Here is a 20251-nt window from a genome sequence, read left to right as displayed (position 1 = left end):
GGATCAAACTCTCCATAAAAAACAAAAACACTCACGCACCACGAAAACGCAGCACGCAAATGCAGAGAATGATCCAGACTAACAAACCATCATACTGACGATCCATCAATCCAAAAAAAACCTGAAGCATCCAAAAAGGACACCACCAGGCCAAATAATTTGGCATTTGACAATGTGTGCACGCTGTTGAGTTCTCAAGGATCGGACGCACCGCACCACCAGCCTCACGGCTTTCAGTACGAGCAACCTCGACAGGATACTTCGTCACACTATGTTCGTCAAGCTCCTGACTGCGTGTCGCGCTTCGGACCTAGTGGTCGTCGTGCGTCGCAGAACAGGTGCTCTCCGTACGGACGAGCTCCTGGTGATCTTCGCCGCATCTGCGGCTTGATCGAAAATGTTCACTGCGTGGCGACGTTCGTCGGCGTGGAGTGAACGCGGGGTGAAACCCGCTTAGCTGCCGGCTTGAGGGGGTGACGCTCTCGGCGCCTCCCTGCCTTTGGGGCAACGAGGTAAAACCTTACGACGCTTCGGCCGACGGGGGCAAACGGCGCGGTACCCCGGGCGTGTCGCCGTGCCCAGGGATGCGCCCTCCGCATGTGGCCCCGCACTTCGACGGCGGCGCTCCTGCGCGGACCGGACGTTCCGTCATCCAGGGTCCATGGTGCCCGCGGAGCCCGCAGGGCCAGTGGCGCCCGCAGGGCCCCCAGCGCCCGCGCGCCCCGGGTCGCTCCGCTGCTCGCTGTACAGCCGGGCGTAGACGCCGCCGCGGGCGATGAGCTGATCGTGGGTGCCCCGATCGATGATGCGGCCGCCGTCGACCACGTGAATGACGTCGGCGTCCCGCACCGTCGCGAGCCGGTGAGCGATCGCGATGACCGTCCGCCCGCGCGCCGCCGCGTCGAGCGCCTGCTGCACGTGGCGCTCGGCGATCGAATCAAGAGCGCTCGTCGCCTCATCGAGCACGAGCACCGCCGGGTCCTTCAGCATCACGCGCGCGATCGCGATGCGCTGCTTCTCGCCGCCGGACAACCGGTAGCCTCGCTCGCCGACGACCGTGTCGTAGCCGTCCGGAAACGCTGCGATGGTGTCGTGGATCGCTGCGCGTCTGCAGGCGTCTGCGAGTTCGGCGTCACTCGCATCGGGCTTGGCGTAGCGGAGGTTCTCCGCGATGGTCGCGTGCGACAGGTACGTGTCCTGCGACACGATGCCGATGTGCTCGACAAGCTCGAGCGGGTCAAGGTCGCGCACGTCGTCGCCCGCGAACCGGACCGTGCCGCGCTCGGCCTCGTAGAACCGGGGCACGAGCATCGCGATCGTCGATTTCCCTGCCCCCGATGGGCCGACGAACGCCGCCATCTCGCCGGGGCGCACGGTGAAGCTCACATCGTCGAGCGTGGGTGCCGCATCCGGTGCCGCATCCGAGTACCGGAACGTCACGTGCTCGAACGCCACGTCGCCGAGCCGATCGCGATCGACAGCGCGCGCGCCCGCCTTCGGCGTGATCGCCGGCGTGAGGTCCAGGTACTCGAAGATGCGCGCGAAGAGCGCCGACGACGTCTGCACGTCGAGCGCGACGCGCATGAGGCCGACGAGCGGCATCGAGAGCCGCGCCTGAACCGTCGTGAACGCGACGATGGTGCCCGCGGTGAGTTCGACGCCATCCGTGAGCAGCCACGCCGACACCCCGTAGATGCCGACGGGCACAAGCGCGAAGATGATCGAGACGAGGGCGAAGAATCCCTGACCGCTCATCGCCTGGCGGATCTGCAGGGCGATCTGCGTGCGGTTGACGGCCCGGAATCGCTCGCTCTCGGCCTGCTGCCGACCGAACGACTTCGCGAGCAGGATGCCTGAGACGCCGAGCGACTCCTGCGTTATGGCCGTCATATCGCTCAACGACTCCTGCGTGGCCGTGGCGATGCGGGCCCGCACCTGCCCGACCCGCCGCTGCACGAGCACGAGCACCGGCATGAGCACGAGCGCCACGATCGTGAGCTGCCAGCTCAACAGGAGCATGGCGACGATCGAGGCGATCACGGTCACGGTGTTGCCCACGACGCTCGTGATCATCGATTGCAGCGTCGAGGCGACCCCGCCGACGTCGTTCTGCAGCCGCGACTGGATGACCCCCGTCTTCGTGCGGGTGAAGAAGCCGATGTCCATTCGCTGCAAGTGCTCGAACAACCGCACGCGCAGATCCCCCATGAGCGAGTTGCCGACGCGGGCCGTGAGGGAGCTCTGTGCGATGCCGATCGCGTTGGTCGCGATCGCGAGCACGAACATCATGACGAGGATGCGCGCGAGCGCCGGGACGTCGGGGCCGCCGCCGCCGACGGGGAACAGCCCGCGGTCGAAAGCCTGCTGCGTCAGCAGCGGCGGAAGCACGCTGAGTCCCGCATTGACGAGCACGAGCGCCACGGCAATCGAGATGAGCCCGCGATACGGCACGAACATCGCGCCGATGCGGTGCCACAGGTTCGGGATGCGGGGTGCCTCGGCGTTCGCCGCGCGCTGCGCCGACTCGTCGCGCATGCGCGAGCCGCCCCGAGCCGGCCCGCCCGCGGGCGCGCCTCCCGTCATCACCATGCGCGACACGCCGGGGCTGCCGGCCGGCCTTCCCTCGCCACGGTCACGACGCCGCCCGCGCCCTCGCGACCGCGGCCGGCAGCACCGCGAGGAAGCGGTCGATGTCGGCATCGGTCGTCATCGGGCCCAGCGTGCAGCGCACGGCACCGCGCGCGGTCGGCTCGTCGAGCCCCATGGACCGGACGACGTGCGAGATCTCGGTCACGCCCGCCTGGCATGCACTGCCGGTCGAGACCGAAACGCCCGCCATGTCGAGGGTGAACAGCAGCGTCTCGCCCGCGACGCCCTCGACCGTGACGTGCGCGTTCGCGTCGATGCGGGCGGGCACCCCGGTTCCGTCATCGTCGAGCGTCGCGTCGAGGGCGGGCCCCCGGAGGGTCGCGCCCACCTCGGCCGCGAGCAGCCCCGCGACCAGGCGATCCCGCAAGACGCGCACGCGCGCACGCTCGGCCTCGCCATCGGCGACCGCGTCGCGCACCGCCGCCGCGAAGGCCGCAGCCGCCGCGACGTCCTGCGTCCCCGACCGCAGAGCGCGCTGCTGCCCCCCGCCGTGGTGGAGCGCCTCGAGCGTCGCGCCGCGCGCGACCGCGAGCGCCCCGATACCGACGGGGCCTCCGATCTTGTGCGCCGAGACGCTCACCGCATCCACGCCCCACTCGCGGAGCGAGACGGGCACGTGACCGAAGCCCGCCACCGCGTCGACGTGCACGGGAACCGCCGCCCGGCGCGCCTCCCGCGCGATCGCACGAATGGGCTGCACTGCGCCCACCTCGTTGTTGGCGAGCACCGTCGTGAGGAGAGCTGGTCGCGCGGCACCGACCTCTGCGTCATCGACCGCCGCGGCCACCGTCTCGGGGCGCAGGACGGCGTCGCCGTCGACCTCGAGCCAGCTCGCCTCGGCCCCCTGGCGGCGCACGAGCCAGTCGACGGCGTCGAGCGTCGCGTGGTGCTCCGCCGGTGTGAGCAGGATGCCAGCCCGACCCACAGGCGACGTCGGTGACGTGTCGACGTTCGCGCTCCAGAACAATCCCTTGACGGCGAGGTTGATCGATTCCGTCCCCCCCGACGTGAAGACGACTTCGACGGGGTCGCAACCGAGCGCGGCGGCAATGTCTTCGCGTGCGTCTTCGAGCAGGCGACGCGCCGCCTGGCCGTGCGCGTGCACCGATGCCGGATTGCCGACGAGGCCCAGCGCCTCGAGGTAGGCCTCGCGCGCGGACGGCCGCATCGGGGTCGTCGCCGCGTGATCGAGATACACCGCCACGCCCCAGCCCTCCCGTCGCATCTGCCGCGCGGCACCTAGGATGAGACGTTCACCCTGGTCCGGCCGATCGGGCCGGCCAGCCGCGGGTCCTTCGCCCGGGCTCGTCCGCCCACGGCCCCAAGACTACGACGATGGAACTGCAGCCCCCGAACCGCACCGGCACCGACCGCCCGCTCCTCGCTCCAGGCGACGGCGCCGCCGGGCGCCCTTCCTTCGCGCCCGAACTGGGCGTCACGCAGGGCCCCCACGGCCCTCGACTGCGCGTCTGGTCGGCGAGCGCGACCTCGATGGAGCTCGTCCTACTGGCTGCGGACGGCCGCATCGACGACACGCTCGCGATGTCGGCCGGCGACGACGACGTGTGGGAGGTCGCGACCGCTGGCCTGCACTCCGGCCGCCGGTACGCCATCCGCGCGGACGGCCCCGACGACCCCGCGTGCGCCTTCGACCCCGACGCGCTGCTGCTCGACCCGTACGCGCGCGGCATCGAGCCGTTGCCGGCCGGGCGAGACGACTCGCGGGTCGGGCCTTCGCCGCGCTTCACGGGCGTCGTCGTCGCCGATGAGCCCTTCGACTGGGGCGGCATCGACCACCCCGCACGAAGTCTCGACGAGGTCGTCGTGTATGAGGCCCACCTCGCCGGTTTCACGGGGCTCGCCCCGCACCTGCCGCCCGAGCTGCGGGGCACCTACGCCGGGTTCGCGCATCCCGAGACCATCAGGTACCTGCGCGAGACGGGCGTCAACGCCGTCGAGCTCCTGCCCGTGCACGCCTTCGCGTCCGAGGGACACCTGCGCCGGGCGGGGCTGACGAACTACTGGGGATACAACACCGTCGGGTTCTTCGCGCCGCACGCGGCCTACGCGTCGCCCGCGGCGCGAGCCGCCGGGCACGAGGCGATCGCGCGCGAGTTCAAGGGCATGGTGCGGAACCTGCACGAGGCCGGCATCGAGGTGTACCTCGACGTCGTCTACAACCACACGGCGGAGGAGGGCCAGGGCGGCGAGACGATCTCGTTCCGCGGCATCGACAACGGCGCCTATTACCGGCTCGACGACCACGGCACCCCGATCGACGTGACCGGATGCGGCAACTCGATCAACGCCTCGCACCCGATCGTGCAGCAGCTCGTGCTCGACTCGCTCCGGCACTGGGTGAGCGAGTACCGAATCGACGGGTTCCGGTTCGACCTCGCCGCGACGCTCGCGCGCAACGGCGGCGTCGAGTTCGAGCAGGAGCATCCGCTGCTCACCGCGATCGCCGACGATGAGCGCCTCGAGGTCGCGAAACTCATCGCCGAGCCGTGGGACGTGGGGATGGGCGGCTGGCAGACGGGGAATTTCCCCGTCGGCTGGTCCGAGTGGAACGACCGATACCGCGACGCGGCCCGCTCGTTCTGGGTGAGCGACATCGCCCACGCGCGCCACACCGGCACCCACCCGGCCGGGGTCGGGCGCATCGTGACGGCGGCATCCGGCTCGTCCGATCTGTTCGACGACTCGAGGGGGCCGCTCGGGAGCGTGAACTTCGTGACGGCCCACGACGGTTTCACCCTGCGCGACCTCGTGTCGTACAACGTGAAGCACAATCTCCTCAACGGCGAGCTCGGCCGCGACGGCACGAACGACAACCGCTCCTACAACTTCGGCTACGAGGGACCGTCTCGCGACCCCGCCATCGAGGCCGACCGGCGGCTCGCGATGCGCAATCTGCTCGGCACGCTGCTGACCAGCGCCGGCGTGCCGATGCTCACGATGGGAGACGAGGTCGCCCGTTCCCAGGGCGGCAACAACAACCCCTACAACCAGGACACCCCGACGATCTGGTTCGACTGGAACGTCGACGAGGCTGGGCTCGCGCAACGGCAGCACGTCGCCCGCCTCCTCGAGCTGCGACGCACGCACCCGGTGTTGCGGCCGCGCGTGTTCAACCACGGCGACGAGGTCGTGTTCGCCGCGACCCGGAAGGACTGGTACGGCGCCCTCGGCGACCCCATGGGCGACGAGCAGTGGAACGACCCCGCCACCCGGACGGTGCAGTGCCTCGCCTCGACACTCGTTCGCGTCGACGAGCGTCAGGCTCCCGAGCCGCGCCCGACTAAGCGACTCGAACGCGAGCGCCGGGAGGCCTCGCACGGCGGACAGGCCCTCGCCGAGACGCCAGCGGACGCGTACGACGACGCGCCGACCGTCCCCGACGCGCTCGGACTCGCGGGCCGGGGCGTCGGCCGGGATGCCGTGCCGCACGGCTACGCGCTCGACGAGCTGCTGATCATCGTGCACGGCACGGAGGACACGGCCATCGTGCGGCTTCCCGACCCGGGCGCCGTCGCGGAGTACTCGCTGCTGTGGGACTCGGCGGCCGAACGCATCGGCGACATCTGGACCGGTTCCGATGTCGAGGCGCCCCTGCACGCCCGGGCGCTGCCGGGCGCGTCGCTGCGCGTGCAGGGCCCGAGCATCCGCATCTACGCCGCCGTACCGCGGTAGGCCACCCCGCCACCGAACGCGTTGGGACGGTCCGTTCCTCGCTCATCGTGGCGCGCGTGTCATCGTGGCGCCCGGTCGCGCGAGCCGGATGCTCGGCACGGCAGAATTGAGCGATGGGCACGCTGCGGATCGACCTCAACTGCGACGCCGGCGAGCACTTCGGGCGGTGGACACTCGGCGATGACGCCGCCATGTTCGCCTCGGTGTCGAGCGCGAACATCGCGACGGGATTCCACGCCGGCGACCCCGCGGGCATGGTCGACACGTGCCGCGCGGCGGTGGATGCCGGGGTCGCCATCGGCGCCCACGTCGGCTACCGCGACCTCGCCGGCTTCGGGCGCCGCTTCATCGAGGTCGCGCCCCGGGACCTGCGCGCCGAGACGATCTACCAGCTGGGCGCGCTCGCATCGATCGCCCGCAGCGTCGGCGGCGCCGTCCGGTACGTCAAGCCGCACGGCGCCCTGTACCACGCCGTGGCCACGAATCGGGGGCAGGCGGAGGCGCTTGTCGACGGCATCGCGACGTCGGGGACGGGAAGCGATGCCGGCGGCGCGCCGCTGATCCTCCTCGTGGCGCCCGGTTCGCTCGCCGGAGAGCTGGCCCGCGAGCGCGGGATCAGCGTCGCCCACGAGGTGTTCGCCGACCGCGGCTACCTGCCGACCGGAGGGCTCGTGCCCCGGGGCGACCCCGACGCCCTCGTGACTGACCCGGCCATCGTCGCCCGGCGCGCCGTGCGGTTCGCCGTCGAGCGGGTCGTCGAGGCGGTCGACGGCTCGATCGTCGAAGTGGCGGGCGACAGCCTGTCCCTGCACGGCGACACGGCCGGCGCGCCGAGGCTCGCCCGCGCGATCCGGGATGCACTGGTCGCCGCCGGCGTCGAGATCGCGCCGTTCGCCTCGCCGGCGCCGCGTGGGGCGGCGCGGCCGGGCACGGCGTGACGGGCTCGCCGTGACCGCGAAGACGAGCGACGGCCCCGACGGCCCCCGCCTGCTGCCCGTCGGGAGCGAGGCCCTCATCGTCGAGTCGCCGTCGCTCGCGGCGGCCATGGCCCTGCGGGCACGGATCGCCGCTGATCCGCCTCGTGGGCTCACCGAGCTGCTCCCCGCCGCGCGGACGGTGCTGTGCCGGTTCGCGACCGGGCTCGACGCCACGGCAGCCCGCGCACGGATCGCCGCGCTGGTCGGCACGGAGGCGGCGCCGGCGCGTCGGGTGGACGAGGGCGATGCAGCGCGCTCCTTCGGCACGGTGGAGATCGGCGTCGTGTACGACGGCGACGATCTGGATGCGGTGGCCGCGGCGCTCGGCATGTCGCGATCAGCCGTCGTGGCGGCGCACACCGGCAGCCCCTGGACGAGCGCCTTCATCGGCTTCGCGCCGGGATTTGCGTACCTCGCGGGCGGCGACGACCGGCTCACACTGCCGCGCCGCGCGACGCCGCGCACGACTGTGCCCGCCGGATCGGTCGCGATCGCGGGCGGATTCTCCGCCGTCTATCCCGGCGCATCGCCCGGCGGATGGCACCTGCTCGGTCGGACCGACGCCGAGTTGTGGCGACCCGAGCGCGAGCCGCCGGCGCTGCTGCCGCCCGGCACACGCGTGCGATTCCGGCCGGTGCGAGAGCTCGTGCGCGGCGCTGCGCCCCCGGACACCGCGGGAGCGGAGCGACAGCCGGCGTCCGCCGCCGGAGTGCCGGCGCTTCGCGTCGACCGGCCCGGCGGCCTCGCGCTCGTCGAGGACCTCGGACGCCCGGGATACGCCGGCGTCGGCGTGCCAGCTTCGGGCGCGGCCGACCGGGAATCGCTTCGCCGCGCGAACCGACTCGTGGGCAACCCCGCCGGCGCCGCTGCGATCGAACTCGCCGGAACCGGCGCCTCCGGCGGGTTCCGCGCGACGGCCGTCCGCGACACGATCGTCGCCGTCACCGGCGCACCGTGCCGGGTGACGATCACGCGCGCACCGACGCACCGCTCGCTCGCGCGGGGGGAATCGCCGCGCGTCGCGGATCTCGCGCGCGCCGATTGGGGCCGCTGGGCCGACTGGACGCCCGCAGGCGACGAGCTACCGCCATGCGCCGAGCCCGTCGGCGACGCCGACGCTCCGCGCATCGTCGACGCAGCGAGCGGCGCGCCGCTCCTACTGCACGCGGGCGACGCGATCGCCGTCGACCTCGACGTCGACGGCGGCGCCTGGAGCGCCGTCCTCGGGGTCCGTGGTGGCATCGCGGCGCCAGTCGTCCTCGGCAGCCGGTCGCGCGACCTGCTCTCCGGCCTCGGCCCGCTCCCGGTCACGGGCGGCGACGAGCTCTGCGTGCCCGCCGCCGCCCGGGTACACGCTGCCGTCGGCACCGCCGAACCCGATCCCCCGTTGCCGCCCGCGACGGTCAACGAGCCCGCCCCGCTGACCCTGCAGCCCGGCCCCCGCCTGGACCGGCTCACCCCTCACTCGCGGATGCGGCTCACGGAACTCGTGTGGCGCATCCGTCCCGATTCCAACCGGATCGGCGTGCGCCTCGAGCCCGCCGACCCGGATCTCGTCACCGACGACGGCCCGCCGCTCGAGCACGTCGCCGACGCGGAGCTCGCGAGCGAGGGCGTCGTTCCCGGCGCCGTGCAGGTGCCGCCCGGCGGCGGGCCCGTCGTCTTCGGGCGCGACCATCCCGTCACAGGCGGCTACCCCGTTGTCGGCGTGATCTCGCCGGCATCGCTCGATGTCCTGGCGCGCCTCGCACCCGGCCGATGCGTTCGGCTGGTGTCGCAATCACCGGGCGACCACCTCGATGTCATCGGCGCTTGGTAGCGTCACAACGTGGCAGCGATCCCAGATTCGAGCACTCCCCCGTTCAATGACGAGCACGCCCCGCGGCACGCCGCCGGGTTCCCCGCCGACGCGGGCGCCACCGCACCGGTCACGATCGGTGCTCCGACGAATGCCCCGACGGCGGCGAGCCCCGCGGGTGCTCCCGCCGACGCAGACTTCCCGGGCTCGTACCGCCCCGTCATCGGGCGCATCCCGATCCTCGATCTCCGGCCGCAGCTGGCCGACAACCTCTTCCCCGCCAAGAGCTACGAGGGCGACGTCGTGCCGTTCTCGGCCGTGGCATTTCGCGAGGGCCACGACCGCATCGGGGTCGAGCTCGTGATCGCTTCGCCGTCGGGCCGGACTCGGCGGGTTCGCATGCAGCCCGGCGCCCCCGGCACCGACCGCTGGGAGACGACGGTGCAACCGGCCGAGGCCGGCCTGCACACCTGGCACGTCGAGGCGTGGGGCGACGATGTCGCGACGTGGCGCCACAACGCGGGCATCAAGATCCCCGCCGGCATCGACGTCGAGGTCATGCTCGAGCAGGGCGCCCGCGTGCTCGACGCCGCCACCCGCGACCCCCAACTGGGCGCCGACGACGCCGCGGCGTTGCGCGCCGCCGCCGAGCGCGCGCGCGTCGCGTCGGCGACCCCGGACGAGCGCTTCGCTGCCCTCATGGACGACGCGATCACGAGCATCCTCGACGCCCACCCGGTCCGCTCCCTCCTGACCCGCTCAGACAAGCGGCACCTGAAGGTCGAACGACGCCTGGCCGGAACTGGCGCCTGGTACGAGTTCTTCCCCCGGTCGGAGGGCGCGGAGCGGCAGCCGGACGGATCCTGGCGCAGTGGCACGTTCGGCACGGCCGCGAAGCGCGTGCCCGAGGTCGCCCGCATGGGCTTCGACGTGCTCTACCTGCCTCCGATCCACCCCATCGGACGCACGAACCGGAAAGGCCCAAACAACACGCTCACGGCGGGCCCCGGCGACCCCGGCTCGCCCTGGGCGATCGGTGCGGCCGAAGGCGGTCACCGCAGCATTCACCCCGACCTGGGAACGGAGGACGACTTCCGCGACTTCGTGCGTGTCGTCCGCGACAACGGGCTCGAGCTGGCCCTCGACATCGCGCTGCAGGCGGCGCCGGACCACCCCTGGGTGACGGAACACCCTGAGTGGTTCACGGTGCTGCCGGACGGGTCGATCGCGTACGCCGAGAACCCGCCGAAGAAGTACCAGGACATCTACCCCCTCAACTTCGACGTCGATCGCAACGGCCTCTATCAAGAGGTGCTCGATACCTTCGAATACTGGATCTCGTTCGGCGTGACGCTGTTCCGTGTCGACAATCCGCACACCAAGCCGCTGCAGTTCTGGGAGTGGGTGATTCACGAGGTAGGCGCGAAGCACCCCGACGTCATCTTCCTTTCGGAGGCCTTCACGCGGCCGGCCGTGATGCAGGCGCTCGCGAAGGTCGGCTTTCAGCAGTCGTACACGTATTTCACGTGGCGCAACACGAAAGAGGAGCTCGAGGAGTACCTCACCGAGGTCTCGAAAGAGACGAGCGATTTCCTCCGCCCCAACTTCTTCGTGAACACGCCCGACATCCTCACCGAGTACCTGCAGCTCGGTGGCCCTCCCGCCTATCGCATCCGCGCGATCATGGCCGCAATGGGCTCACCACTGTGGGGCATGTACGCCGGCTACGAACTCATCGAGAATGTCGCCCGCCCCGGCAGCGAAGAGAACCTCGACAACGAGAAGTACGAGTACAAGCAGCGTGACTGGGCCGCCGAGGAGGCTGTCGGCCGCTCGCTCGCCCCCTTCATCACACGGCTCAACGAGATCCGGCGCGCACACCCCGCGCTGCAGCAGCTGCGCAACCTCGAGGTGCACGAGACCGACGGCGACAGCATCGTCGCGTTCTCGAAGCACCTCGCCGCCGAGCACAACCCGGCGGGCGTCGCCGACACGATCATCGTTATTGCCACGGTCGATCCCTACGTCGCGCACGAGACCACCGTGCACCTCGACCTCGAGCGCCTCGGTCTCGTACCAGGCGACCGATTCGACGTCGAGGACCTGCTGACCGGCCGGGTGTGGAACTGGGGCGATGACAACTATGTGCGGCTCGACCCCCGCGAGCAGCCTGCTCACGTGCTCCACGTGCGCGGCCGCACGGCCTGAGCGCCATCCGATCCCGACCGACCCCACCGACTTCCCTCGGAGAACCACATGCCGTACGACAACGACCAGCCCCGACGCCCGCACCTGGCGATGCGGGCGATACCGGATGCGCTCGTGCCGAGTGCGGTTGGGCCCGATGCCGCGGGTGGTGTCGGAGCGACCGGTGGCGGGGCTGCGACCGGCGGCAGCGCTGCTGATCCGGGAGATGCCGTCGCCGCGAGTGCGCCGCAGGCGGACCCTGACCGGACGACCCTCACGGCGGCCGAGGCCGCCCACCCGTCAGACGACGAACTGCTCGCGGTCGCCGAGGGGCGCCACTCGGGCCCGCACTCCGTCCTCGGCCAGCACCCGCGCACCTCGCCGGGCGGGGGGCGGAGCGGTACCGTCATCCGCGCGCGCCGGCCGCTCGCCGACGCCGTCACCGCCGTGCTGTCGTCAGGCGCGCGCGTGCGCCTCGATCACCTCGCGCACGGCATCTGGGAGGGCGCGCACGACGGCGAGTTCGACGATTACGTGATCGAGGCCCGCTACGGCGACCACATCGACGTGCGCGACGACCCGTACCGCTTCATGCCGACCGTCGGCGATCTCGACCTCTACCTGCTCGGTGAGGGACGCCACGAACGCCTGTGGGACGTGCTCGGCGCGCACGTCCGGGAGCACGCCGGCACGGTCGGCACGTCGCGCGGCACCGCCTTCGCCGTGTGGGCCCCCCACGCCCGCGCCGTGCGCGTCATCGGGACGTTCAACGAGTGGGACGGCGGGCGACACGCCATGCGTCGGCTCAATGGCCAGGGCATCTGGGAGCTCTTCATCCCCGACGTCGAGCCGGGCGCCGTCTACAAGTTCCAGCTCCTCACTCGGGAAGGCGCCTGGATCGACAAGGCGGACCCCGTCGCGCAGCGCACCGAGCGGCCGCCGCACACCGCATCGATCGTGTCGGCACCGCCCGCGCACGAATGGGGCGACGACGAGTGGATGCGCCGCCGTGCCGAGACCGACCCGCACACCGCGCCCATGAGCGTCTACGAATTGCACGCCCTCTCATGGCGCCCAGGTCTCAGCTACCGGGAACTCGCCGACGCGCTCATTCCCTATCTCGACGACCTCGGATTCACCCACGTCGAGTTCATGCCGCTCGCCGAACACCCCTACGGCCCCTCATGGGGCTACCAGGTGACCGGCTACTACGCACCGACCGCGCGGCTCGGCACGCCCGATGACCTCCGGTATCTGATCGACCGGCTGCACCAGGCGGGCTACGGCGTGATCATGGACTGGGTGCCGGGGCACTTCCCGAAAGACGCCTTCGCCCTCGGACGTTTCGACGGCGAGGCGCTCTACGAGCACGGCGATCCCCGCCTCGGCGAACAACCCGACTGGGGAACGTACGTGTTCAACTTCGGCGACTCCCGGGTGCGCAACTTCCTCGTGGCGAACGCCCTCTACTGGCTCGACGAGTTCCACATCGACGGACTCCGGGTCGACGCCGTCGCCTCCATGCTGTATCTCGACTATTCGCGCACGGAGTGGGTGCCGAACATCCACGGCGGCCGCGAGAACCTCGAGGCGATCGCGTTCCTGCAGGAGGCCTGCGCGACCGCCTACCGTGAGCATCCCGGCATCGTCATGATCGCCGAGGAATCCACGAGCTTCGACGGCGTCACGCGCCCCACCTCGGCGGGTGGGCTCGGTTTCGGCCTCAAATGGAACATGGGCTGGATGAACGACAACCTGCGGTACATCGCGAACGACCCGCTCTACCGCAGCTACCACCACGGGGAGCTGACGTTCTCATTCGTCTACGCGTGGAGCGAGCAGTACGTGCTGCCGATCTCGCACGATGAGGTCGTGCACGGCAAGGGCTCGATGTTCACGAAGATGCCGGGCGACCACTGGCAAAAGCTCGCCAATCTCCGCCTCTTCTACGCCTACCAGTGGGGCCATCCCGGCAAGCCGCTGCTGTACATGGGGCAGGAGTTCGGGCAGCCGAGCGAGTGGGGCGAGGAGCGCGGCCTCGACTGGTGGTTGATGGATCAGCCGCCGCATCGCGGCGTCGCGTCGACGATCGCACGGCTCAATGCGCTGTACCGCTCCACCCCAGCGCTGTGGGAGCTCGATCACGACCCCGCCGGGCTGCAGTGGATCAACGGCGGCGACGCCGGCAACTCGGTTCTCGCATTCCTGCGCCGGGATGCGCAGGGCGATTCGGTCGCCATGGTCTTCAACTTCTCGAACCAAGTCCTGCGCGACTACCGCATCGGGCTGCCCCGCGCCGGTCGGTGGGTCGAGGTGCTCAACACCGACGACGCCGAACTCGGCGGGTCGGGAGTGGGGAATCCGGACGGGGTACGCACGGCGCCCGAGCCGCTCGACGGGTTCGATCAGTCGGCGCACCTCACGGTGCCCCCGCTTGCCGCGGTCTGGCTGCGCCCCGCGGACAGCTAGCGCCGCCGCGCGAAGGAGCGAGCGCCTCACCCGCGCGGCGCCTCAGAACAGCAGGTTCGTGAGGCGCGCGCGAGCCTTGGCGACGCGCGGATCCGCCGGGCCGACCACCAGGAACAGGTCGAGCAGCCGCTCGCGCACCCGCTTCTTGCCGTCGGCGTCGAGCGTGGGGAACCGCGAGAGGAGCCGGTCGAAGGCGTCCTCGACGTGGCCGCCGGAAACATCCAGGTCGGCAATATCGAGCTGGGCGTCGAGGTCGTCGGGAGCATCGGCGGCCGCCGCGCGAATCTCCTCGAGCGTCTTCCCGTGCAGTCGCTGCAACAGCGCGACCTGTGCGCGGCCGGCCCGTGCGTCGTCGTCGGCCGGGTTCTGCGCGATCGCCTTGTCGAATGCTGCGAGACCGGCCTCGTAGTCACCGCGATCGACGGCCTCGTAGGCCTCCCGGTGCAGCGGGGGCAGTTCCGGCTCAGGGGCCGCGGCCGTTTCGTCGTCGTCGGCGGCAGCGTCCTCGCCCTCGATCTCGACGAAGCCGCGCATGCCCTGCTGCTCGGCCACCTGCATGATCTCGCTCAGCAGCTGCGTGATCTGCTCCTCGGGCGGATTGCCGGCGAACAGCTGCAGCGGGCGCCCACCGATGATGCCGAGCACCTGCGGCTGCTGCCCGAGCGACGGGTTCGCGTCGAGGTCGACGCGGATCAGCACCAGCCGGCCGCGCTGTGCGCGCACGAGCCGTGCGAGCACGGGCGACAGCGCCTGTGCCTCGCTCGACCACTTCGCATGCATCTCGACGAGCACCGGCATGAACTGCGAGAGCTGCATGAACTGCTGCAGCGTCTGCTCGTCACCGTCGACGACGGCGTCGGCGAGGCGTGCGATCGGCTCGGCGCCGGCGGCGGCCTGCTGCGCTCGCGCCTGCTCGTCGCCGTCTACCGGGGCGGCGCCGCCCGCCGTGGAGCCCGAAGGCGTTCCCGCCGTTCCCGGCGCTCCCTCCTGAGCGGCCGCGCCTGATCGTGCCGAGCCTTGTCGCTGCTGTTCAGCGCGCTGCACGAGGGACGACAGGTCGACCGCTCCGGCAAGACCTGCTGGTGGGGTGGGGTCAGGAGTCATACGTCACCTCAGATTCGTCGAGTGTGCGGGCACTCGTCATGACGGCCGAGTACCCCAGAAACTGCACCTGTCCGCCGGCTTCTGCGGACGGCACGTAGAACAACAGTTGGTCGCTGTAAATGCTCTCAAACCCGTACGGCGACTCGCCTGTTCCCGCGAGTGCGGCCGCCCGACCCGTCACCGAGAGCGTCGCGAGCTGCGTCCGGGCCGAGAACGTCTCGATCTCTTCGATCGTGATCGCGACGATCGCGCCGCCGTCAAGGGTACCGACGCCGAGCGGCTCATGCGCCGCCGGCCGGTTGGCGAACTCGAGGCGCGAGGCCGCGAGATCGATCTCGGCGAGCTTCGAGTCGCGGTACGACTGATCGACCTGCGGCAGGAACGTGTCGCTCTCGATCGCGAAGGCCGCGGCGTAGGGAGACTCGGCGCCGTGCAGCACGATGTCGCCGTACTGGGACGCGAGGTCGCCGGAGGCGACCGCCAGTGACGAGTCGATGTCGGCGATTCCCGGCGCACCGATCGCCATCGGCGCCGCCTCGGGGAGCTCGACGTTGGCGGCGAGCTGCGTGAGCACCTCGACGCGATATGGCGAGCGCGCCGACTCCTGCACGAGCATGAGGGCCGCCGGCGCGGCGCCCTCACCCCCCGCTTCACCCATCTCGACGACGGCGAAAACGGTTCGCGGCCACTCGTTCGTTGCCTGCGGGACGGCATAGACGACAGCGCCTGCGGGGAAGGGCGTCATCGCGGGAAGGCTGCCGTCGGCGGACAGCGCGGCGTAGGACGCCTCCCGCGATGCGAGGGCCGCCCCGCCGAAGCGCGCGTCGAGCCCTGCTGGGTCGAGCGCCGCGTCGGCTGTGTCGGCAAGCGCGCGGGCGTCCTCGAGGATCCGGTTGAGCTGCTCCTCGTTCACCGCGGGGAGCGCCGCGCCCTCCTGCAACAGCGCTTCGTCGATCGTCGACGTCGGCGTCGCCGTCGGGTTCTCCTCCGCGCCGCCGAGCGCCTCCGGCCACATCTCGGCCGAGCAGCCGGTCAGGCCGAGGCCGCCGACGAGCAGCACGGCCGCGAGACGGAATGACCGTTTCGGCGCCTTGCTGCGGTCGCGCCCGCGAGGCCGTTTCCACTTCGAGGTGTCCTCCTGCGACGCGGCAGGAGTTGCGGGAGGCGCTGGCAGTGTCGGGCCGCCTGGCTCGTCACCGTCGCCGTCGCCGTCGCGGTCGTCGGCGTCGCTTTCAGGGGCTCCGTCGGTGGAGCCCGTCGACGCGTGCTCATCGGTCCGGATGCCGTAGGCAGGAGCAGGCCGATCGACGGATGCCGCGGTCGGCACGGTGGCCGATGCCCGGGTCGGCTCGGCCGGTGCTTCGGGCACCTCGGGCCCCGCGGCTGCGGTCGGGTCGGCGGATGCCGGGGCCGGCTCGTCCGGCGCCGGCTGCTCGGGTGCCCCCGTCGCCTCGGCAGGGGGCGGCACCGACGGCGGCACGCCGTGAGTGGCGAGTGGCGGGGCCTCGGGCGTCGGCGTCGGCGTCGGCGCCCACGGATTCACTGCGTCGGCGGGCCGATCGTCGTCCGTGACGCTCGGCGACTCGGCCAAGGCGGCCGGTGAGGGGGCGGTGTCGTTCACCCGCGTCTCCGGAGCATCCCATGCACGCTCCGCATCCGCGTGCGCGTCCGCCGCATCCGCCGACGCGTCGACCCACGCACGGTCATCCGTCGGGGTGTCGGCGCCCCGACGGTCGTCATGGGCTTGGCCGACCATCACGGTGGGTACCGTGCCCGTGGCGGCCGCATCCTGCGTGTCCGGCTGGGGTGGGGCATCGCGCGGGTCGAGCTGGGCATCCGGCGCGTCGGACGGTGCGTCTGTGGGCGCGGGCGCCGTCGACGGCCGCAGCTGGATCGGCCCCTCGTCGACGCCGCTTCGGCGCGCGCGGCTGCTGCGACGGATGCTCAGCAGCGCCCAGAGGAGCAGGCCGAGGGCGATGAGGAGGAAGACGATGCCGAGCACCAGGAGCGGGCCTGACCACGGCGCACGCCCGTCGAGCGGCCACGACACCGAGAGCTGGCTCGGCGCGGCCTCGTCGCCGGTCGACGCGACCAGCAGCGCGAAGCCCGGTGGCAGGGCGGTTTCGAATTCGAGTGCGCCCTCGCCCGTGTACTCCTCGTACCAGAGGTCGTTGCCGAGGGGATTCGGCGCGGTCGACTCGGCGCCCTCGGCAGCCTCGAACACGAGGGTGCCCGATGCGTCGTCGATCTCGGCCCGGTCGTGCGCGGTGTCGCCGATCCAGCCGGCGATGTCGCCCTGACGACCGACGACCGCGACGATGGGGCCGTCGCCCTGGATCGAGATCGCCTGCGATCCCGCGTTGTCGACAAGGGTTTCGGAGGGCACGACGATGAGCGGTGCGCCCGAGGTGGACGAACCTGCGACCGTCACGTGGTCGGACGACTGCGCCTGCACGATCTGCCACGCCCCGAGGCCGAAGCAAGCGAGACTGACGAGGAAGGCGATGCCAGCGAAGATGAAACGCATGTGACTCCTTCTCGAGCGGACCGCCGGAGACGAGAACCGCTCTCCCCCGTCGGTTCGAGGGAGGACGCCGGGAGCCGCTGGGGCAAATTCTCGGCACTCTTGACCCTTTAGAGTACCTCAGCCACGCTGTTCACCCTGGTATTGCCAAGCAGACGGCAGGATGCCCTCAAGCTCGAGTCGAACGCGGGCCCACTACACTGCATGCGTTGGGGGCGCGGCATCTTCTGCGCCGCCGGGCGACGGCGAGACGGAGGGCCAGATGGCGTTCGAGGAGTTCACGTTCTCGACCACGATGCGCGGCTACAACCGCGAAGAGGTCGACGAGGCGATCCGCAATCTGCGGCGCCAGCTGGCGCAGCGGGGCACTCAGGGAGCAGGCTCCTCCGAGGAGATCGAACGACTGCACGCACGGATCGAGGAGCTCGAGCGCGAGCTGCGGGAGCGCGCCCAGCCGAGTTATGAGGGCCTCGGGAACAAGCTCGCAGGCACGCTCGCGACGGCGCAGCAGCAGGCCGAGAAGCTCGTCGCCGACGCCCATCGCCAGGCGGAGCGGATCTCCGGCGAAGCCGAGCGAAACGCCGCGCGCATCCACCAAGAGGCGAACGACTACGCCGAGCGAGTCACACGCGACGCCGAAGCGCGTGCGGCACGACTGCGCGATGAGACGCGCGATGAAGCTGCCGCGATCCTCGAGAACGCGAACCAGGAAGCCGAACTCACCCGCGAGAACCAGCAGCGCGAGATCGACACCGTCAAAGACCAGGTGACGACCGAGCTGCGCGAACTCCGCCACTCGACCGATCGCGAGATCGCCGCGCTGCGCGCCGAGACCGAGGCCGAGCTCGCGCGCAAGCGCAAAGAGCACGACGACCACAGCGGCGCAGCCGAGGCCGACCTCGCCGAGCGCCGCCGCGCCCTCGAGCTCGAGTTGGGCGCTGCCGAACGCGAACTCGCGACGCGCCGGGAGGCGCTCGAACAGGAGCTGGCGACGAAGCGGGCGCAGGCGCAGCGCGAGATCGATGCCGAGCGTCAGCGCGTCACCGCCGAGCTCGACGCCCAGCGTGAGGAGACGATGCGGGAGCTGGCGGCCGGCCGGAACGCGCAAGAGGTTGAGCTCACGGCTCGGCGCACCGAGTTCGAGCAGCAGCTCGTCGCCGGCGGACGCAAGGCGGAGGCGGCTGCCAAGAAGCTCATCGATGACGCGACCGAGCAACTCGCCGACCTCAACCAGCGCTCAGAGCTCGTGCGCCGCGAGTCGGGCAAGCTCAAGGCGGATGCCCGCCGCAGCGCTCAGGAGACGATCGAGCTCGCCGAGCGACAGGCCGCCGACCTGCTCGACAACGCCAACCGGCAGGCGCGCGAGCGCGCCGCCGAGACCGAGAAGCGCATGCGCGCCACGGTCGAGGAGGCAGAGGCGAAGCTCGTGACACTGCGGGAGCAGCGCGAGGAGATCGAGAACCACATCAAGGGGCTCCGGGCGATGTTCCAGGGCGGCCCGTTCGGGACGAGCGGCGACACGGGCCCAGCCCCGAGCGCACCGTCCGCGCCCGCGAAGGACAGCAGCGGCGCGTCGGGCGCATAGCCGGCACACCCCACCCCGGGGCGTGCCGGGCGGACGCCGAACGCGACGCGCCGGGTAACGCACGGCGATGGCTGCGCATCCGGCCGATGCTCACCGTAGACTCGGGCGAGCGCCGGCGAGCGGCGCGCATGTGCAGGAGGTGCAGCGATGCGGCTCGAGAATCCCTTTCGGGTCGGCTTCATAGCGACGCTCGGCGTACTCGCCGCGCTCGTGCTCGGCGGCATGATCGCCTCGCTGAGCACCGTCATCACCTACATCGGCGTCGCGCTCTTCCTCGCGCTGGGCTTCGAGCCGCTCATCGGCTTCCTCGAGCGGCGACGCTGGCCGCGAAGCCTTGCGATGCTGACGTCCGTGACCGTCGTCTTCGGGATCCTCGCGCTCCTCATCTGGGCGATGGTGCCGTCGGTCACCGAGCAGGTCAACACGTTGACCGACCGCTACACGGTCATCGTGCAGGACATCGTGAATTCGAATGTCATCGAATGGGCGAATCAGACCTTCCCGGCGCTCCAGGTCGAGCAGGCGGTCAACGACGGTCTGCTCTGGCTCCGTGACAATATCGGCATCATCGGCGGCGGCGTGCTGCAGGTCGGCGTCTCGATCGTCAGCTCGGTTTTCGGCATGCTCATCGTGTTCATCCTCACGCTGTACTTCGTGTCGAGCATGAACAGCATCAAGCGCGTCTTCTACCAGCTCACGCCGGCGTCGGGCCGCGCGCGCGTCGCCGACCTCACCGAGCAGATCACGGGATCGGTCGGCAAGTACGTCATGGGGCAGACACTGCTCGGGGTCATCAACGGCGTGCTGACGTTCATCCTGTTGTCCGCGATGGGCGCGGCGCTCCCCGCGGTGTGCGCCCTCGTCGCCTTCCTCGGCTCCCTGATCCCGCTCGTCGGCACCCTGTCGGCCAGTGTCATCATCGTGCTCTCGCAGCTGCTCATGTTGCCGTCCGGCACCAACACGTGGTGGATCCTCGCGATCTACTACGTCGTCTACATGCAGGTCGAGGCGTATTTCATCAGCCCGCGAGTCATGGCCTCCGCCGTCAAGGTGCCGGGGCCGATCGTCGTCGTCGCGGCGCTGACCGGCGGCACGCTCCTCGGCCTGCTGGGCGCGCTCGTCGCGATCCCCGTCGCCGCGGCCATCTTGCTGATCGTGAGACAGGTGGTGATTCCGGCGCAGAACGAGCGGTGAGGCCGGCGCGCCGGCCGCTCGCGCAGACTGGCGCGGAGCTCGCCCCTCTGGTCGCTCCCCCGCTCGTGGCG

At 71.0% G+C, this 20251-nt stretch carries 12 protein-coding genes; 7 read left to right on the top strand and 5 right to left on the bottom strand.

The genetic code is table 11. The features are described from left to right. Positions 1-31: 31 nt before the first annotated feature. The 3 genes from F8O04_RS12950 to F8O04_RS12940 form a co-directional block, all read right to left on the bottom strand. A complete protein-coding gene (locus F8O04_RS12950; RefSeq protein WP_158029802.1) occupies positions 32-268 on the bottom strand; it encodes a hypothetical protein in 237 nt (78 codons plus the stop codon). 380 nt (positions 269-648) lie between these two features. Beyond that, entirely contained in the window at positions 649-2583 is a 1935-nt protein-coding gene (locus F8O04_RS12945) for an ABC transporter ATP-binding protein (RefSeq protein ID WP_158029823.1), read from the bottom strand. A gap of 49 nt (positions 2584-2632) precedes the next feature. Further along, a complete protein-coding gene (locus tag F8O04_RS12940) occupies positions 2633-3853 on the bottom strand; it encodes a cysteine desulfurase family protein (RefSeq protein WP_158029822.1) in 1221 nt (406 codons plus the stop codon). Positions 3854-3984: 131 nt separating this feature from the next. Here F8O04_RS12940 and glgX point away from each other — a divergent pair, with 131 nt between their 5' ends. The 5 genes from glgX (at position 3985) to glgB (ending at position 13773) form a co-directional block, all read left to right on the top strand. Then, the gene (glgX, locus tag F8O04_RS12935) at positions 3985-6342 is read left to right on the top strand and encodes a glycogen debranching protein GlgX (protein WP_158029801.1); all 2358 of its coding nucleotides are present in this window, start codon (positions 3985-3987) and stop codon (positions 6340-6342) included. A gap of 113 nt (positions 6343-6455) precedes the next feature. Then, on the top strand, positions 6456-7280 hold the full coding sequence (locus tag F8O04_RS12930) for a LamB/YcsF family protein (protein WP_158029800.1): 825 nt from the start codon (positions 6456-6458) through the stop codon (positions 7278-7280). A gap of 10 nt (positions 7281-7290) precedes the next feature. Then, the gene (locus F8O04_RS12925) at positions 7291-9138 is read left to right on the top strand and encodes a 5-oxoprolinase subunit B/C family protein (protein WP_188726444.1); all 1848 of its coding nucleotides are present in this window, start codon (positions 7291-7293) and stop codon (positions 9136-9138) included. 9 nt (positions 9139-9147) lie between these two features. Further along, entirely contained in the window at positions 9148-11325 is a 2178-nt protein-coding gene (locus F8O04_RS12920; protein WP_373285871.1) for an alpha-1,4-glucan--maltose-1-phosphate maltosyltransferase, read from the top strand. A 48-nt stretch (positions 11326-11373) separates the two neighbouring features. After that, positions 11374-13773 (top strand): 1,4-alpha-glucan branching protein GlgB, encoded by a 2400-nt coding sequence (gene glgB / locus F8O04_RS12915; protein WP_225735065.1) that lies wholly within the window; start codon positions 11374-11376, stop codon positions 13771-13773. Between the two features lie 42 nt (positions 13774-13815). Here the strand turns inward: glgB and F8O04_RS12910 are convergent, their stop codons facing one another. After that, positions 13816-14877 carry a tetratricopeptide repeat protein gene (locus tag F8O04_RS12910; RefSeq protein ID WP_158029798.1) on the bottom strand — a complete coding sequence of 354 codons (1062 nt, stop codon included), beginning with the start codon at positions 14875-14877 and terminating at the stop codon, positions 13816-13818. Then, on the bottom strand, positions 14867-17404 hold the full coding sequence (locus tag F8O04_RS12905) for a hypothetical protein (RefSeq protein WP_158029797.1): 2538 nt from the start codon (positions 17402-17404) through the stop codon (positions 14867-14869). Before F8O04_RS12905 ends, F8O04_RS12910 begins: the two co-directional genes overlap by 11 nt. A 259-nt stretch (positions 17405-17663) precedes the next feature. Here F8O04_RS12905 and F8O04_RS12900 point away from each other — a divergent pair, with 259 nt between their 5' ends. After that, positions 17664-18986 carry a DivIVA domain-containing protein gene (locus tag F8O04_RS12900; RefSeq protein WP_188726443.1) on the top strand — a complete coding sequence of 441 codons (1323 nt, stop codon included), beginning with the start codon at positions 17664-17666 and terminating at the stop codon, positions 18984-18986. 147 nt (positions 18987-19133) lie between these two features. Next, positions 19134-20180, top strand: a complete 1047-nt coding sequence (locus F8O04_RS12895; protein ID WP_158029795.1) for an AI-2E family transporter — start codon at positions 19134-19136, stop codon at positions 20178-20180. The last annotated feature ends 71 nt before the right edge of the window (positions 20181-20251 follow it).

Origin of the sequence: Pseudoclavibacter endophyticus, assembly GCF_008831085.1 — a bacterium.
In the GTDB taxonomy this organism is placed as follows: domain Bacteria; phylum Actinomycetota; class Actinomycetes; order Actinomycetales; family Microbacteriaceae; genus Pseudoclavibacter; species Pseudoclavibacter endophyticus.
The sequence above is the reverse complement of the archived record's forward strand: the minus strand, read 5'-3'. Positions and strand labels throughout refer to the sequence as shown.

Excerpts from the sequence above, each read along its gene's own strand:
- F8O04_RS12930 (WP_158029800.1), top strand. The coding sequence starts at position 6,456 with ATGGGCACGCTGCGGATCGACCTCAACTGCGACGCCGGCGAGCACTTC.
- F8O04_RS12910 (WP_158029798.1), bottom strand. The coding sequence starts at position 14,877 with ATGACTCCTGACCCCACCCCACCAGCAGGTCTTGCCGGAGCGGTCGAC.
- F8O04_RS12905 (WP_158029797.1), bottom strand. The coding sequence starts at position 17,404 with ATGCGTTTCATCTTCGCTGGCATCGCCTTCCTCGTCAGTCTCGCTTGC.
- glgX (WP_158029801.1), top strand. The coding sequence starts at position 3,985 with ATGGAACTGCAGCCCCCGAACCGCACCGGCACCGACCGCCCGCTCCTC.
- glgB (WP_225735065.1), top strand. The coding sequence starts at position 11,374 with ATGCCGTACGACAACGACCAGCCCCGACGCCCGCACCTGGCGATGCGG.
- F8O04_RS12895 (WP_158029795.1), top strand. The coding sequence starts at position 19,134 with ATGCGGCTCGAGAATCCCTTTCGGGTCGGCTTCATAGCGACGCTCGGC.
- F8O04_RS12945 (WP_158029823.1), bottom strand. The coding sequence starts at position 2,583 with ATGACGGGAGGCGCGCCCGCGGGCGGGCCGGCTCGGGGCGGCTCGCGC.
- F8O04_RS12900 (WP_188726443.1), top strand. The coding sequence starts at position 17,664 with ATGGCGTTCGAGGAGTTCACGTTCTCGACCACGATGCGCGGCTACAAC.